18 protein-coding genes are annotated in these 17,389 nt (G+C 32.1%); 1 reads left to right on the forward strand and 17 read right to left on the reverse strand.

The genetic code is table 11. The features are described 5' to 3' along the window. Positions 1-23: 23 nt before the first annotated feature. The 17 genes from OJ995_RS00915 to OJ995_RS00995 all read right to left on the reverse strand — a co-directional run bounded on the left by OJ995_RS00915 (position 24) and on the right by OJ995_RS00995 (position 15,232). Positions 24-485, reverse strand: coding sequence for a hypothetical protein (locus tag OJ995_RS00915; protein ID WP_264367718.1), 462 nt, complete (start codon positions 483-485; stop codon positions 24-26). Between the two features lie 5 nt (positions 486-490). Next, positions 491-916, reverse strand: coding sequence for a GNAT family N-acetyltransferase (locus OJ995_RS00920; protein ID WP_264367719.1), 426 nt, complete (start codon positions 914-916; stop codon positions 491-493). Position 917: 1 nt separating this feature from the next. Further along, the gene (locus OJ995_RS00925) at positions 918-3,260 is read right to left on the reverse strand and encodes a S9 family peptidase (protein ID WP_264367720.1); all 2,343 of its coding nucleotides are present in this window, start codon (positions 3,258-3,260) and stop codon (positions 918-920) included. Positions 3,261-3,348: 88 nt separating this feature from the next. Next, positions 3,349-3,708 (reverse strand): hypothetical protein, encoded by a 360-nt coding sequence (locus OJ995_RS00930; RefSeq protein ID WP_264367721.1) that lies wholly within the window; start codon positions 3,706-3,708, stop codon positions 3,349-3,351. Positions 3,709-3,885: 177 nt separating this feature from the next. Continuing rightward, entirely contained in the window at positions 3,886-4,263 is a 378-nt protein-coding gene (locus OJ995_RS00935) for a hypothetical protein (RefSeq protein ID WP_264367722.1), read from the reverse strand. A gap of 78 nt (positions 4,264-4,341) precedes the next feature. Then, positions 4,342-5,199: an ATP synthase F1 subunit gamma gene (gene atpG / locus OJ995_RS00940; RefSeq protein WP_026725480.1), complete on the reverse strand. Its 858-nt coding sequence runs from the start codon at positions 5,197-5,199 to the stop codon at positions 4,342-4,344. 76 nt (positions 5,200-5,275) lie between these two features. Then, entirely contained in the window at positions 5,276-6,853 is a 1,578-nt protein-coding gene (gene atpA / locus OJ995_RS00945) for a F0F1 ATP synthase subunit alpha (RefSeq protein WP_264367723.1), read from the reverse strand. 23 nt (positions 6,854-6,876) lie between these two features. Continuing rightward, on the reverse strand, positions 6,877-7,410 hold the full coding sequence (atpH, locus tag OJ995_RS00950; protein ID WP_264367724.1) for an ATP synthase F1 subunit delta: 534 nt from the start codon (positions 7,408-7,410) through the stop codon (positions 6,877-6,879). Between the two features lie 4 nt (positions 7,411-7,414). Beyond that, complete coding sequence (locus OJ995_RS00955) at positions 7,415-7,906, reverse strand: F0F1 ATP synthase subunit B (RefSeq protein WP_264367725.1); 492 nt, start codon at positions 7,904-7,906, stop codon at positions 7,415-7,417. 73 nt (positions 7,907-7,979) lie between these two features. After that, positions 7,980-8,180, reverse strand: coding sequence for an ATP synthase F0 subunit C (atpE, locus tag OJ995_RS00960; RefSeq protein ID WP_026717725.1), 201 nt, complete (start codon positions 8,178-8,180; stop codon positions 7,980-7,982). 41 nt (positions 8,181-8,221) lie between these two features. Continuing rightward, the gene (gene atpB, locus OJ995_RS00965) at positions 8,222-9,298 is read right to left on the reverse strand and encodes a F0F1 ATP synthase subunit A (protein ID WP_153207229.1); all 1,077 of its coding nucleotides are present in this window, start codon (positions 9,296-9,298) and stop codon (positions 8,222-8,224) included. Between the two features lie 525 nt (positions 9,299-9,823). Further along, complete coding sequence (locus OJ995_RS00970; protein ID WP_153207228.1) at positions 9,824-10,045, reverse strand: AtpZ/AtpI family protein; 222 nt, start codon at positions 10,043-10,045, stop codon at positions 9,824-9,826. After that, entirely contained in the window at positions 10,045-10,404 is a 360-nt protein-coding gene (locus OJ995_RS00975; protein ID WP_264367726.1) for a bactofilin family protein, read from the reverse strand. The genes OJ995_RS00970 and OJ995_RS00975 overlap by 1 nt, the downstream gene beginning before the upstream one ends. Before the next feature lie 19 nt (positions 10,405-10,423). Next, complete coding sequence (gene porW, locus OJ995_RS00980; RefSeq protein WP_264367727.1) at positions 10,424-13,045, reverse strand: type IX secretion system periplasmic lipoprotein PorW/SprE; 2,622 nt, start codon at positions 13,043-13,045, stop codon at positions 10,424-10,426. A 106-nt stretch (positions 13,046-13,151) separates the two neighbouring features. Then, positions 13,152-13,817 (reverse strand): aspartate kinase, encoded by a 666-nt coding sequence (locus tag OJ995_RS00985; RefSeq protein ID WP_264367728.1) that lies wholly within the window; start codon positions 13,815-13,817, stop codon positions 13,152-13,154. Between the two features lie 61 nt (positions 13,818-13,878). After that, on the reverse strand, positions 13,879-14,238 hold the full coding sequence (locus tag OJ995_RS00990) for a YraN family protein (RefSeq protein WP_264367729.1): 360 nt from the start codon (positions 14,236-14,238) through the stop codon (positions 13,879-13,881). A gap of 37 nt (positions 14,239-14,275) precedes the next feature. Then, a complete protein-coding gene (locus tag OJ995_RS00995; RefSeq protein ID WP_264367730.1) occupies positions 14,276-15,232 on the reverse strand; it encodes a S66 peptidase family protein in 957 nt (318 codons plus the stop codon). A 95-nt stretch (positions 15,233-15,327) separates the two neighbouring features. Between OJ995_RS00995 and metG the strand changes: the two genes are divergently transcribed. Then, positions 15,328-17,385, forward strand: coding sequence for a methionine--tRNA ligase (gene metG / locus OJ995_RS01000; RefSeq protein WP_264367731.1), 2,058 nt, complete (start codon positions 15,328-15,330; stop codon positions 17,383-17,385). The last annotated feature ends 4 nt before the right edge of the window (positions 17,386-17,389 follow it).

Here is a 17,389-nt window from a genome sequence, read left to right on the forward strand (position 1 = left end):
GTTTTTTAGTATAACAAATATAATTAAAACTTTGGTCTTGCCGAAGGATATTCTAAAGCTGGTTTTTCAACTACATTCGTAATTTTTTGTTGGTATTCTTTCCCGTTTTTTGAGAATACTAGAATAGCCTCATTATCTTTAAGTTCTATATTGTTTTTTGGACTAGATGATGTGCTTTTTTTATCTCCTTCAAATCTTTCTTGATTAACTCCTGTTATGATTGCCGCATTATAAGACAAAGTATCTTGTTGACTTAATGGGGCTTCAAAACCTTTAAAAATAACGCGTTTTAGTTCTACTCCTTCTGGTAGTTCTGATTTCAATTTTAAATTAAAATTAATTCCACCACCACCACCACGAACACCTGCTGTCCAACCTTGATAAAAAGCTTCTGCAACATCAATTTCAGATTGTGCTTCTGCTTTATTCGCAGTTCCACATGATATTAAAAAACCAACCAAAAAAACGACAATTAAATTCTTCATAATTCCTATTTTATATATTTCACAAAATGAAAACCTTTTGGCACAAAACCATGATTCATGTAGAATTTTTGTGCTCCAAAATTGGTCGTGTAAGCATCTAAAGCAATCATATTACAATCTTCATCGATTGCTTTTTGATTGAGATATTCGGTCATGACACTACCAATTCCTTTGGAACGATAATCTTCGTGCACCACCACATTATCTAATTCTAAATATTTACCAGACCATAGTTTAGTACCTATCCAAAATCCTGCCAAACCCATAGTAATTCCGTTTTCCACTACAATTAATTGTTTGTAATTATGTGGAATCATTTTGTCTAACAAATCACCATAAATTTCAAGCGTATAATCGGGATATAATTGTTGGATGATGGATAATTGCTCCAACATTTCGGCTTTAGTTCCTAATTCGAGTAACTGTGGCATTTTATTTTTGTAATAGATTTTCGTTGAATAAGTCTAAAATTCTTCGGTATTCGTCAACCCAAGAATACGTTCTTTTAAATCCGTGGGCTTCCACTGGAAATACAGCTAAATCCCAGTTATTTTTACCCAATTCGATAAATCGTTGCGTTAATCGAATAATGTCTTGGAATTGTACGTTATCGTCTACCATTCCGTGCAACATTAACAATTTGTCTTGTAAATTATTCGCAAAATAAATCGGAGAACTTTTCTTATATGCTTCAGGATCGGTTTCTGGGAAATTTAAAATGTTTGACGTGTATCCGTGATTATAATGCGCCCAATCGGTAACTGAACGTAACGCGGCTCCTGCTTTGAATTCGCCAGGTTTTGTCAACAAAGCCATTAATGTAATAAATCCACCATACGAACCGCCGTAAATTCCAACTCGATTAGCGTCAATTCCTGCTTTTTCTACTAAATATTTTTTTCCATCTAATTGATCTGATAAATCTTTTCCACCCATGTGTCGGTAAATTCCTGTTCTAAAATCGCGACCGTAACCATCGCTGGCTCTGTAATCGATGTCTAAAACCGTGTAGCCTAAATCGGTAAGTAAATTGTGAAACATGAATTCTCTGTGATACGTGCTCCAATAATTATGTGCATTTTGCAAATATCCCGCGCCGTGAACAAAAATAACTGCTGCTTTGTTCTTGTTTTCTACTTTTGGTTGGTACAAACGAGCGTACACTGTCGTTCCATCTTCCGATTTAAATGTTATAACTTCTGGTGTTTTCCAGTTGTATTTTTTGAATTCTGGCGTAGTTGAAAACGTAATTTGTTTCAAATCGGAATTCGGCTTGTTAGCACCAACATACAATTCCCAAGGTTTGTTTTTATACGAATAACGCACCAAAAGTGTTTGTTCATCTGGAGATAATTCTACTTCGTAATTGCCATCGTTTGTTAAAATTCCGGTCATTTTTTTAGAAGCGATGTCTAATTTATAAAAACTTCTGTTGCCTGGATGTGTTGTTGTCGTGATGATGTAAAATGATTTGGTATCATTCGATAATTGAACATTTCGAACTTCCCAATTGCCTTTTGTTAATGCTTCTTTTTTCTTGGTTTTTAAATTGTACTTGTACAAATGTGAAAAACCAGTTGCTTCCGATTGAAAATAAAAAGTAGCATTATCAATAAAACCTAAAGTTCCGCTACTAAAACTATAGCCTGGAATTCCAGGTCCGCCAATCCAAGCTTCGTCGTGTTGATGATCTAACTCGGTTATTTTTCCTAAAACTAAATCCAATTGTACAATCCAACGGTGTTTGTTGTCTTGACTTCTGATTTCTAACACGGCATTTTTTCCGTCTTTGCTATACACTGGACTTTGCATTACTACTGGAATATCATATTCCGAATCGCCTTTTAAATCCTCATATTCTTGGTAATATTTTGGTGCGTCTTTGATGCCTGATAAATTAGAAAACGAAACGTAATACGTAGTATCTTTTTCTACATTGAAAATTCCGAATTTGTGCTTACTGAAACCCTCTACCGAAACTTTTGCACGTGCTTTTTCTTGACGCGTAAATCCATCAGCGGTGATGAAGTTTTCAACATTTGTAGATGGCTGATTTGGATAATCTGAAATTCTAAAGGTTACAAATTTTCCGTCAGGCGATGCTTTTATTTGTTCTAAAGAAGATTTATCATAGAAAACTTCTTTTGGAAACTTCTCTTTTTTGGATTTGGATTGCGCTTCATACCAATCGTCTGCTTTTGCTTGATCTCGAACAAATTGAAACAATTCTTTTTGTTGATCTTTTAGAAATGAATCTTCTTCTTTTGACGATTTATTTTCTTTTCCAGTTCTAAAATTCGTTAATTGAACAATCGAAAAATCTTTGGTATTGAATTGATATACATTGCGATTTTGCTGAAAAAAGATAATATTAGGATCACTACTTCTTTGAACAGAGGCAATTCGGTCTGCTAATTGAATGACTTTTTTAATCTTTTTTGTGGATTTGGTATACGCATACAAAACGCCTTGATTGGTATAATACACAACATCATAATCTTTCTGTGTTGCCATAAAATCCAAATCGTACATAGGATTTGAAGTCGTTACTTTTTGAGGCGATTTACTCGATTTGTTCCAAAAATACGTGCTGTTATCGATTTCGTTATTCGGATTCCAATCAAATAAAACGGTTTGCCCATCGATTGACCAACGGTGATTATCAGGTTGGTGACCTATGAATTCATCGCCTTTCATGATGTCTTCTAAACGAAGATTTTGAGCATTACCAAAAAAGGTGAAAAGTAGTAAGAAGAAACAGCAATATTTTTTCATTGGAAAATAGTTTGTTACTTACAAATATACCAATAAAAGTAAATGAGGGAAAAAAGGTTTTGTTAAATGAAATTGTGTTTTTGAGAATTTAGTTAATAATATAATTATAATATTTCAATTGTTTATCAAAAAAAATAGTATGACTATAAAAATATCTATTATTTGAGTTGTAATAAATGTAAACTTTTTCAGAATTTATATTTTTAAAAATAGAATCACCTACCTGAATAGATTCTTCATCTTCACAATAAAGATAAATCCTTTCATTTTGATTATTTAATTGAAAAAACAATCTATTTCTTCCTCTTTCTTTATTTATTACAATTCCTGATACTCTTGTATTATAAAATTCCTTTACATTCTTGTATTCATTATAAGAAAAGAAAGAAGAAATGATAAATGCAATTATGATAAATAATGCTAAATAAAATAAAAAAGATTTTTTCATATATTGATATTGTAAAGTATATAAATTGACACTTATTCTGATTAAAACTTAAATATATCTTTCTTATAAATATAAAACAAAAAAGTCCCGAATAAATCGGGAAACATTTCTTCGTGGGAACAGAATGCAATTCCACGCTATCGAGAGACTTTGCAGAGCAACAACTAAATAATAAATTTAAAAATCACCCAACTCAAATTTTAGTGTATCATTATTCTTAACTACATAAAAATATTTTTCATCCTTAAATTTATATAAAATGTAAGGCGGATCAATATCCGTTATGCTTGGCTCGAAAATATATTCATCAAAACTAAAGTCTGGCGCACCATGATCTTCTATCCAATTTGGAAAACTATCTTTATAAACAAGGACGGAATTGCCGTGTAAATATATTGTTTTATTCAAAGTTAAAATTCCTCTATTAATAGTTACTGTTTTAATTTTTTTTGATTTTATTTCGCTTTGAACTTCAACAAAGCCATCTAATTTATTATTATGAAGACAACTTTGAAAAGTTATTGAGATAATAAAAATGGTTAAAATATATTTCATAAACACTAATTTATTCTTACAAATATAAAACAAAAAGTCCCGAATAAATCGGGACTTTTTATAATATCTAAATTAAAATTAATTATTCAAAGCTTCTGCTCCACCAACGATTTCTAAGATTTCGTTTGTAATAGCTGCTTGACGCGCTTTGTTGTAAGTTAATTTTAATTGGTCTCTTAATTCTGTAGCGTTATCGGTTGCTTTATGCATTGCTGTCATACGTGCTCCGTGTTCTGCTGCAAATGAATCTCTAATTGATTTGTATAATTGTGTTTTTAATGATTTTGGTATCAAAGTCAACACAATTTCTTCTTTAGATGGTTCAAAAATATAATCAGAAGCTACTACTTCGCCACCAACAATAGGAGCTAAAGGTAAAAACTGTTGTGTTCTTACAATTTGAGTTGCAGCATTTTTAAATTCGTTGTAAACGATTTCGATTTTATCGTAATCACCTTTCACAAATTTATCCATTAATTGTTGTGCAATATCAGAAGCATTTTCGAAAGTTAATTTGTCAAAAATAACATTGTTAACTTCGATTACGTTGTTTGTTTTACGCAAAACATCGTTTCCTTTTTTACCAATAGCAAAAATATCTACTTGTTTTCCTGCATACGTATCAGCAACTGCTTTTGCTTGTTTAATTACATTCGTATTAAACGCACCACACAAACCTCTGTTTGAAGTAATTGCAACAATAAGTACTTTGTTTACTTCTCTTTGAGCTGTAAAAGCACCACCAACTTCTCCTTCAAGAGTTGCACTTAAGTTTTGTAATAGCTCAGTAAGTTTTTCTGCATACGGACGCATAGCTGTAATAGCATCTTGCGCTTTTTTTAATTTTGCAGCAGAAACCATTTTCATCGCCGATGTAATTTGCATCGTAGATGAAACAGAAGTAATCCTATTACGTATTTCCTTTAAGTTTGCCATTTTGTTAATTTGTCAATGTGCCAATTTATCAATGTGCCAATTAATTGTCTAATTGACACATTGTCTAATTGACTAATTAATTATATTTTGCTGAAATTTCTTTCGCTACTTTTTCTAAAACGTCAGTGATAGCGTCATCAAACTTACCTGCTTTAAGTGCGTCTAATGTATCTCTGTGTTTAGCGTTTAAGTATTCTAAGAAATCTTTTTCAAATTCTTTTACTTTTACAACTGGTACATTTCTTAACAAGTTTTTAGAACCTGCATAAATGATAGCCACCTGATCTTCTACTGTAAAAGGAGAGTTTAAACCTTGTTTTAAGATTTCAACGTTTCTTTTTCCTTTTTCAATAACGTTTAAAGTTACAGCATCTAAGTCAGAACCAAATTTCGCGAAAGCTTCTAATTCACGGAATTGTGCTTGGTCTAATTTTAAAGTACCTGATACTTTTTTCATTGATTTAATCTGTGCATTACCACCCACACGAGATACAGAAATACCCACGTTAATTGCAGGACGAACTCCAGAGTTGAATAAATCACCATCTAAGAAAATCTGTCCGTCAGTAATCGAAATTACGTTTGTTGGGATATATGCAGATACGTCACCCGCTTGTGTTTCGATAATTGGTAACGCTGTTAACGAACCACCACCTTTAACGATTCCTTTGATAGAATCTGGTAAATCGTTCATGTTTCTAGCGATTTCGTCGTTGTTAATTACTTTACAAGCTCTTTCTAATAAACGAGAGTGTAAGTAGAAAACGTCTCCAGGATAAGCCTCACGTCCTGGTGGTCTTCTTAATAATAAAGACACCTCACGATACGCTACAGCTTGTTTAGATAAATCATCATAAACAATTAAAGCTGGACGACCAGAATCTCTAAAATACTCACCAATTGCAGCACCTGCCATAGGAGCATATACTTGCATTGGAGCTGGGTCAGAAGCGTTTGCAGCAACAATAACGGTATAAGCCATTGCACCTTTTTCTTCTAACATTTTTGCGATTCCTGCTACAGTTGAAGCTTTTTGCCCAATTGCAACATATATACAGAATACAGGTTTTCCTGTATCGTAAAATTCTTTTTGATTTAAGATGGTATCAATACAAACTGTTGATTTACCAGTTTGACGGTCACCAATAACCAACTCACGTTGACCTCTACCCACTGGAATCATTGCATCAACTGCTTTTACTCCTGTTTGTAATGGTTCAGTTACTGGTTGACGGAATATAACTCCAGGAGCTTTTCTTTCTAATGGCATCTCGTATAAATCACCACCGATTGGACCTTTACCATCAATTGGGTTACCTAAAGTATCCACAACACGACCTACCATTTGTTCTCCTACTTTAAGAGAAGCAATACGTTGTGTTCTTTTTACTGTTGAACCTTCTTTGATTCCTGTTGATGGTCCTAAAAGTACCACCCCAACATTGTCTTCTTCTAAGTTCAATACGATAGCCTCTAATCCGTTTTCGAATTGTACTAACTCTCCGTATTGAGCGTTTGATAATCCGTAAACACGAGCTATACCGTCTCCAACTTGAAGTACTGTTCCAACTTCTTCTAACGATGCACCAGATTCAAAACCTGATAATTGTTGTTTTAATATTGCTGAAATTTCAGCAGGTTTAATTTCCGCCATTTTGATATATCTTTAATGGTATATTAATTACTAAACTCTCTTTTTAAATTTTGCAGTCTGCTTGACACAGATGCATTGTATTGTTTGTCGCCCATTCTTAAAATAAATCCTCCAATGATAGCAGGATCTACAATGTTTTGAATGGTAATATTTTTATTTGAAAACGATGCAATTTTTTCCAATACTTTAGCTTCTAACTCAGGTGTAATTGGGAAAGCGGTAGTTACCTTAGCAATCTCAATTCCGTTAAGTTCATCGTATAAAGCATTGAACTGTAAAGCAACATCATTTAATAATTCAAATCTTTTGTTTACTAAAAGCAATTGAAATAATCCTTTTGTCTCTTTTTGAGCAGAAGCAAAAATTTCGTTTAAAGAAGAAAATTTAATTTCACCTTTAACAATTGGACTTTGCAAGAAATCTTTTAATTCAGCGCTGTCTTTAATTGCGTTAACAATTGAAGTCATATCAGAATTTACAGCTTGTGTGCTGTTGTTCACTTGGGCAATGTCCAAAATAGCTTTAGCGTATCGAATTGCTGCTCTAGTTCCTGCCATGATATTAGTTTAATTTAGCGTCACCTAACATTTTCTCAACCAATTTAGTTTGAGCTTCTTTGTTAGATAATTCTCCTTTTAATAATGTCTCAGCAATTTCTAATGACAAAGAAGAAACTTGATTTTTCAATTCTGCCATAGCTGCATTTTTCTCACTTTCGATTGAAGCTTTTGCCGATTCAATCATTTTTTCGCCTTGAGCTTGCGCTTCAGATTTAGCATCAGCAATCATTTTTTCTTTGATTTCTCTTGCTTCTTTCATCATCAAGTCTCTTTCAGCTCTTGCTTCAGCTAATAATTTTTCATTATCAGACTTCAAGTTCTGCATGTCTTTCTTAGCGTTTTCAGCTGCTAATAAAGCGTTGTTAATAGAGTCTTCTCTTCCTTTAACTGCTCCTAAAATAGGTTTCCAAGCAAATTTTCTCATTAAAAGAAAAAATACAACGAAAATTAAGGTTGTCCAAAATACTAAGCTTTCTGGTGAAGTAAAGTTCATATATCTATATTGTTAATTTAGTTTCTTAATAAAAACTTCTTACAGCCAACCGCTGTAAGAAGTTTATCTTTAATTACTTTGCAATTAATGCAACTACAACAGCGAATAAAGCAACACCCTCAATAAGAGCAGCAGCAATAATCATTGCAGTTTGAATTTTACCAGCAACTTCTGGTTGTCTTGCCATAGCGTCCATAGCAGATCCACCAATTTTTCCAATACCGATTCCAGCTCCAATAACAGCTAATCCAGCACCGATTCCAGCTAATACCATAATAAAATATTTATATAGTTAATAATTAATAAAACTCAATTCTAGTGATGGTCGTGCTCTTCAACAGCCTGACCAATAAATAATGCTGATAACAAAGTAAATACATACGCTTGTAAAGCAGCAACTAACATTTCTAAAACACTCATGAACAATACGAAAGCACCTGAAACCGGAGCAATTGCAACTGTTTTGAATATATATATCAATGAAATTAAACTCAAAATAATAATGTGACCTGCAGTAATGTTAGCGAATAAACGAATCATTAATGCGAATGGTTTTGTAAACATACCAATAATTTCAACTGGCCACATAATTGGATACAATGCTTTTGGCACTGGTGGTGCAAAAATGTGTCCCCAATATGCTTTGTTTGCACTTAAAGTTGTAATCAAAAATGTAATAAATGCCATTACAAAAGTAAAGTAAATATTTCCAGTTAAGTTAGAACTAAATGGGAAGAAAGGAATTAAACCAATTAAGTTATTAATCCAAATGAAGAAAAAGATAGTTAATAAATACGGCATATATTTTCCATATTTCTTTTCTCCAATATTAGGAATTGCAATATCATCTCTAACAAAAATTACTAATGGTTCTAAGAAACCAGCTAATCCTTTTGGAGCCATGCTGTTCTTTTTATAAGAACGAGCAACTGTTATAAATAAAATCAAAAGAATGATAACAGACATTAACATTGAAAAAACATTCTTCGTGATTGAAAAATCTAAAGGACGTGCCCCAAAATTAAAAGCACTTTTATCTTCTTCTTTTAATGTTTCAAATTTGTCAGCATAAAAAATTACTTCATTATATCTTACAAATTTTTCTTTAGCTACATGATGACCTGTGTTATCATGATGAAATTCTGAAGCAGAAAAAATCTCTAATCCATTATCTGTCCATAAAATAATAGGTAATGGCAACGAAATTGCGTGACCATTCCAATCAGCTATGTGAAACTCGTGAGCGTCTCCGATGTGCGAATTAATAAGTTCTGTAGCGCTAAACTCTTTATCAGCTGATTCTGAATGTCCTCCGCTTGCAGAAGCCATTAATGGTAAAATCAAAAATGATAATGAAAACAAAAATTGAATTGTGCGATTTGCTATTCTCATATACTTATACTAATAATAGTAAAATTTATTTCCTCTAAATTTTGTGCAAAGGTACATTATTAATTAAAAAATGAAAACATATTATTATAATTTTTAAAAAAAAGTAATCAAATAATATAGTTTACTGATTATCATTCAAATTTGAACTATTAAGTAATGTAACTGAAAAAATTGTTTCTAAAAACAGATATAAAAAAAAAGGTATAAAAAACGATAAAACATCTGGCACCTTATCTGCTAAATTCGACTGTATAACTGGCATAAGAAAATAAACCGAAAGTCCCATTTTAATAATACCAAATGCCAAAAAAGCATATCCTGTTTGAGGAAAAAAATATTTATTTACAATAACTAATAGAACATACGAAACTATAACCGTAAAAAAATGAAAAAAATAAATAGAAATTGTTGTTAATTTAAACTCCAAATGATTGAAAAAATTACTTAAAATAAATTCCTGACAAAAGTATAAAACAAAAGTCAAAGGAAGTAAAACCATTAAAAGTTTTGAGATTTTTTTTATCATTATTTATCTTTATTCAATTTATTAACTTGCTGAATTACATTATATAATGCTAAAAAAACAGCTAACAATGAAACTATTATCGTTAATGTAGAACCTTCAATTTTATATTTTTCATCTAACCATTGTCCCAACATAACTCCAAAAAAAATAATCAATCCCATTTGAAATGGGATATTGATTAGTGCCAACCACTTGTTCGATTGTTTATTATTAGAATTCATTATTTAGTTTGAGTCCTCATCTCACAACTCGCTTCAAATCGTGCGCCAGGCTCAACGGCTAATTTTCCAACGATTACTTCTCCAGTTATGTGTGCTTTTGACTTAACATTTAACATACCTTCCGATTGTAATTTCCCAGAAAAAACACCTTCAACATCTATGCTTTTACATATTATATCGCCTATTACCTCGCCAGTAGGACCTATAACAATTTTACCTTCTGAAGTAAAATTACCAGTCAATTTTCCATCTAATCTAAAATCAGCTTGCGTTGTAATATTTCCTATAATAGTAGTTCCGTCAACAATTCTATTGGTTTTCCCTAATAAATGATCTTGATTTTTTACTTTTTCAAACATAATAGTAGGTATTTACTGTTTATTTATTTAACAAAATCCATTCTTCTAATTTCTTCTTCATTTGTATAATCTTGTAATCTTCTGTTGAAACAATATATACTTTATCTTTTACTTTATAATTTTTATGCAATTGCAACACTGCTAAGACTGAAATCGCTGCATCTTTGGTGTCGAAACCATGAATTACTAGGAAATTATCTGTTAAGGTATAAATATCTTCAGACGATTTTAACGCTACTGCATTGGTGTCTTTAATGTATTTTGCTACTTTATCTGTTAGATTTTTGACTTCTTTGCCGTAAGGATACGTTTTAGGGAAAATAATTTTGTAACTCGTTGGTTGAGCTAAACCAAAATCAAGTGCTTCTACTAATGGAACATCCATTTGTACCATTTTTTCGGCTTGTTTTCCTTCTTCTGTATTTGGATAGGTCAAAGCAACAAAATTTAATACTTTTTTATATTCTTCAACCCCTTTTAATCTTCCTACTATTTTCGCTTTAAGCATTTCAAATTTCGGCAATGATTCTTCTCCAGCAAATCTAAAAATAGCTTCGTCAACTTCTACAAAAACTTCTCTTAATTGATTGTTTTCAAACTTCTTATACAAAGCATTAAATACCAATTCAGGATTTTCATTATCTGTTATTTCAACTTCTGGATTGTTCAATATTTGAGCATAACGGCTTTCAGGATATTGCGACAAGATTTGTTGTTTCATATCCGCTGCTTTTGAAGGCGAAATTTGCTGATAAATTTTATATAAATTATACTTTGCTGGAAGCACCAAACGTTCTTCTGGTTTGTTTTTTAATAATTGCTCTAAACGAGAAGCAGCCAATTCGTATTCTTTGAACTTTTCTTTATAAATCAATCCCAATTGATAGTAAGCCAAATTTCTATCTTTTGCTAAACTATCTAAAAGTTTTGAGTCTGTTGGAATTTGTTTTAAATAGAAATCTGCAGTATATTCTGGTTTTTCTGCAATTACTAATGAATCTTTATCTGCTTCATTATTCTTCAAATCTTCATCAATAGAGTTGCTTTCAACTTTTTCAGATGACCATCTCCAATTATCCTTTGAGGGTCTTTTCCCCCATCTGTTTTGAAAATCTTTCTTACCAAACTCAACAGCTACAGGATTATAAAAGTAGAAACTTGAATTATCCGCTCCCATACCCGGCGGCAATAAAGAAGGATTATTTGGATTTTGTATTTGAATATCTTTTCCTTTAGTATTTGGATTTATTAATCCTGAACCTTTTGAATTGTTATTATTCGCTTGTAAATTAGCTTCTTTTTGAGCTTTTTCAGCAGCTATTTTAGCTTTTCTATCGTCTTCAGATTTTAATTTTACAATGTAATTGTCATAATATGCTTTTCTTTCAAAATCAGACATTGCTACAACCGACAAAATACTATCATTTTTTTGAGCTATAGTTTCGTATTTAATTACATCTTCTAAATTATCACGTTTCTTTTTTATCTTTCTATATTCTCTTGTACGATCGTTCAAATTTATAAGTGTGCTATCATAATATTTTCCTGCCGATTTGTAATCCGCTTCCTTAAAATAAATCTCACCTAAATTTCTATAATTTGACGCCACTAAATATTTGTCACTAGAAACTGATTTTATAGATTTATTATAATATTTCTTAGCTGGTTGATTCTTACTGTTTTTATCATAGAAAACCCCAACTTGATGATTTAAAATATCTAAATAAGGACGGTTTTCTCTATCCTCAATTAACTTATTAAATTTTTCTAAAAAAGCTAATGTATCTCCTTTTGTATAATCAAATTGTTGGGCTTGTTTAGCATGAGCCTGAATTACATAACGACGAGGCGCTTTTCGATTCATTTGAATCACCTCTTCAAAAGCAGCATATGCACTATCATTATATTGCATTTGCTCGTATAATTGCCCTAAAATAAAGGTATATCTTGCTTTTTCTTCGTTGTTATTTGTTGCTTCTTTGGCAATTTTTAAAGCTGCAATTGCGGTATCTTTAACTTGAATATTCATAAAAGCTTGAGCCAACATTGCATTAGCATCAGCTAAATCTTGCCCTTGAATTTTATCATCTTTTAAAAGTCTTTTCAAGTTTTTTATAGCTACATCTTCGTTATCCAAACGAATATTTACTTTTTCACGCCATACTTTAGCATGATAAATACGATCGCTTAAAGGATATTTATAAAGAATATAGTTTAATGCCTCTAATGAAGGGATGAAGCGATTTTCATAATAACGTGATTTAGCCAACAAAAGATAAGCTTCATCCATTTGCGGATTTTTTTCAGTTCCCGCAATATTCATAGAATGCGTTTGAATTGCTTTTACAGCCTTTTCTTCTGCACGTTCAAAATTTTTATTTTTTGTTTGACCAGGTAAAATAGCTTCTTCTGCATCTGATGTTCGTTCAACCGGAAGCACTTCCCAAAAATTGTCCTTATAAGTTTGATTTAGCTCTTCAAGTCCTTTTTCTAAAGCTACATTACCATTATACAAAACATTATATTTTGTTGTAACAGCATGAAAATTACGATTAACAAACTTGTCTTTTTTAACAGAACAAGCTATTAAAAAAAACAAAAAACCAATCGCTAAAGTATATTTAAATATAGTGCTTTTCAATGTAAAACGTTTTTGTACTTAAACTACTAAAATCGCTTTTTAGTATGTATAGAATGGTAAAAATACGTTTCTTTTTTTGAAGTGAAAAAAAATAGTAGACTTTTTGTTAATCAAATACGTTTTTAAGATCTTTTATTACCTTAAATGCTACATCAATTTGATCATCACTAACAATAATCGTAAATTCATTTGTAGTTGAAATTACTTCATGAATAATGATTCCTTCCCAAGCTAATCTTTGAAAAATATAGTAGTAAACTCCAGGAGTTGAAATGTTTTCTTGTGGTAATTTGACAGTGATAGAAGAAAGATTTTCAATCTTGTGTGTTAGTTTTTCATTCTTAAAAATAGCTTCAACCATTGGCTCTACCGAAGTACTAGTTACAATATTGGTTTCATTTACACCTCTTGATGATGTGTAAAAAATATCTTGTTGTTTGTTAATTTCCGAAATCAACTTCGCTTGATTGTCTAAAAGTGTGTCTGAGCTTATAAATGTAAAATCACTAAGTGAAGAACGAACCGTGATCTCACCAATATTTTTTAAGACTTTTGAAATTTTATAATTGATTTTGAAATCTAACTCTTCAGAAAGTCTTTTTAATGACATTACTACTGCGCCTTGTTTTACATCTTTACCTAAATGCGCCTCTAATTCAGGCATCATGATACGAGCTAAAGAAGTCAAGTTAATAATTCCTTGCGAAAGCGAACTCAATAAAAAAGGCTTCGATTTAATGTATTGCTCTACTACTGAAGATATTGTTTTCATGTTTTTAGTTGTTTGTTGGGCGCAAAGATAAAAACAAAAACAATTTGTTACAAATTTAACATTAAAAATAATAAAATGCTTCTTCGATGTGTTCTATAACAAATTCTGCATTTTCTTTATGAATAGCGACAATGTCAAATCGCACTTCAACATCTAAATCGTTTTGGGTAACGTATTCATTTATAGCTTTTACCAATAATTGAATTTTCTTAGGCTTTACAAATTCTTGTGGTAAACCAAAATCTAAACTCGAACGCGTTTTCACTTCAACAACTGCCAAAATATTTTCTTTTTGAGCAATAATATCGATTTCAGCTTTATCAAAAACCCAATTCGTTTCTAAGATTTCATAGCCGTTTTTTTCTAAGAAATCAACTGCTAATTCTTCTCCAAATTTTCCTAAATCATTGTGTTCCGCCATTTGTTAAAGTATTCAGTGTTCAGATTTTAGTGTTCAGTTATTTGAAAGATAAAATCACTTCTTTATCATTCACTTCAAAATCTACTTGTTTTCCAAGAATCAAAGTTCGATTGTCTTTTTGATGTCCAGCCGGGAATTCAAAAACGATTGGAATGTTATATTCTTTGGCAATTGCAGTAATAATTTGTACTTCATTTTGCCCAAACGGGATTTCGTTATCGTGCATATCGGCCATACTTCCCACAATAATTCCTTTTACATTTTCAAAATATCCATTGCGTTTTAAATTGTACATCATTCTGTCGATGTGATACAAATATTCGTCCAAATCTTCAATAAAGAGAATTTTTCCTTTTGTATCAATCGATGATTTTGACCCTAATAAACTATATAAAATCGAAATATTACCACCTACTAATTCACCAGAAGCTTTTCCTTTTACATCATATGGTTTTGATGGAATTGTATACGAAATTGCATCTCCAAAAAGTGCTTTTCGCAACGTTTCTTTTACTTCTTCGGGTGCTTTTGGAACTGTAAATGGCATAATCGAATGCAAAGTCGCCACGCGTTCCACATTCAATTGACTGTGCAAAACAGTAACATCAGAAAATCCCATAATCCATTTAGGATGCTTTTTGAATTTGGTAAAATCTAATGAATCTATAATTCTAACCGTTCCATAACCGCCACGCGCACACCAAATGGCTTTGACATTGTCGTCATCCATCATTTCTTGAAAATCGGCAATTCTTTCTGCATCAGTTCCGCCAAGCTGACAACTATCTAAACCTATGGTTCGGCCTAATTTGGCTTTCAATCCCCAAGATTCTAATAATTCAATAGCGGGTTTTGCATCTTCTGGAAAAAATTTACGAGCGGTACAAACAATAGCAACTGTGTCGCCTTTTTTAAGATAAGGTGGAATTTTCATTTTCTTTTGCGAATGAGAAAAGTTTGAAATTAAAATAAGTACTAAAATAAATCTATACATAGTCAGATTTTATTAACTCAAAAGTAAACAAAATCCAATTAAAATTCGGGATTTCATCACTAATCGATTATTTTTGCATCAAATTTTACGATGATATGTTAGAAAATCCGAAAAGATATACGATTACTGCGGCTTTACCTTATACAAATGGACCTATTCACATTGGACATTTAGCAGGTGTTTATGTTCCTTCAGATATTTATGCAAGATATTTGCGTTTGCAAGGTAAAGATGTGGCTTTCATTTGCGGAAGCGACGAGCACGGTGTGGCGATTTCAATGAAAGCTAAAAAAGAAGGCATTACGCCTCAACAGGTAATTGATAAATATGACGGAATTATTCGTCAATCGTTTTTAGATTTCGGAATTTCTTTTGATAATTATTCTAGAACTTCTTCGGAGATTCATCATAAAACCGCATCAGAATTTTTCAAAAAATTATACGATAACGGAGATTTCATCGAAGAAACAACCGAACAATTATACGACGCCAAAGCAGACCAATTTTTAGCAGACCGTTTTGTAACTGGAACTTGTCCAAAATGTGACAATCCAGAAGCTTACGGGGATCAATGTGAAAAATGTGGTTCGACTTTAAACGCAACCGATTTAATTAATCCGAAATCAACTATTACAGGTGAAACTCCGATTTTAAAATCAACGAAACACTGGTTTTTACCTTTAAATCGTTACGAATCGTTCTTAAGAGAATGGATTTTAGAAGGTCATAAAAACGACTGGAAACCAAATGTTTACGGACAAGTAAAATCGTGGGTTGATGGCGGTTTAGAACCAAGAGCTGTAACGCGTGATTTAGATTGGGGAATTGACGTTCCAGTTGAAGGCGCAGAAGGAAAAAAATTATACGTTTGGTTTGATGCACCAATTGGCTACATTTCATCTACCAAAGAATGGGCCGCTCGCGAAGGAAAAGACTGGGAACCGTATTGGAAAGATGCCGATACAAAATTGGTTCACTTCATTGGAAAAGATAATATCGTTTTCCATTGTATTATTTTCCCAGCGATGTTAAAAGCGGAAGGAAGTTTCATTTTACCCGATAATGTTCCAGCAAATGAATTTTTAAATTTAGAAGGAAACAAATTGTCAACTTCTAAAAACTGGGCAGTTTGGTTACATGAATATTTACAAGATTTCCCAGAAAAACAAGATTCGTTGCGTTATGCATTAACGGCAAATGCTCCAGAAACCAAAGATAACGACTTCACTTGGAAAGATTTTCAAGCAAGAAATAATAATGAATTAGCGGCGATTTTTGGAAATTTCATCAATCGTGTAGTAGTTTTAACCAATAAATATTACAACGGAATTGTTCCAGCTCCAAACGAATTTTCTGAAGTTGACGAACAAACATTAGCCGAATTAAAAGCGTATCCAGCTGTAATTTCAAGTTCAATTGAGCGTTACAGATTCAGAGAAGCTTTAGGCGAATTAATGAACGTAGCTCGTTTAGGAAATAAATATTTAGCGGATGAAGAACCATGGAAAATGGTAAAAGAAAATCCGGCAAGAGTGCAAACTCAAATGTATGTAGCGTTGCAAATTGCTTCTGCTTTAGCGGTTTTATCGGAACCATTTTTACCTTTTACAGCTAAAAAATTATCGAATATTTTAAAAATCGATACGTTAGGTTGGAATGATGTAACGACTAAAACAGATTTGTTACCAGCAGGTCACCAAATTGGTCAAGCCGAAATTTTGTTTGCCCAAATTGAAGATGCCGAAATCCAAAAACAATTAGACAAATTAGAAGCAACCAAAACTGCCAATAAAGTGGAAAATGCAAAAGCTGAACCGCAAAAAGAAACGGCTTCGTTTGAAGATTTTGCCAAAATAGATTTACGAATTGGAACCATCATCGAAGCAGAAAAAATGCCAAAAGCCAACAAACTTTTAGTTTTAAAAGTGGACACCGGAATTGATGTTAGAACCATCGTTTCTGGAATTGCGGAGCATTTTACACCAGAAGAAGTTATTGGAAAACGCGTAACTGTTTTAGTAAACTTAGCACCAAGAGCTTTACGTGGTGTGGAAAGCGAAGGCATGTTATTATTAACCAACAACGCAGAAGGAAAATTAGTTTTCGTAAATCCAGATGCGGAAGGTGTGATTAATGGTGCGATGATATCTTAAAATT

The organism is Flavobacterium lacisediminis (genome assembly GCF_025909975.1).
GTDB classification, from domain to species: domain Bacteria; phylum Bacteroidota; class Bacteroidia; order Flavobacteriales; family Flavobacteriaceae; genus Flavobacterium; species Flavobacterium lacisediminis.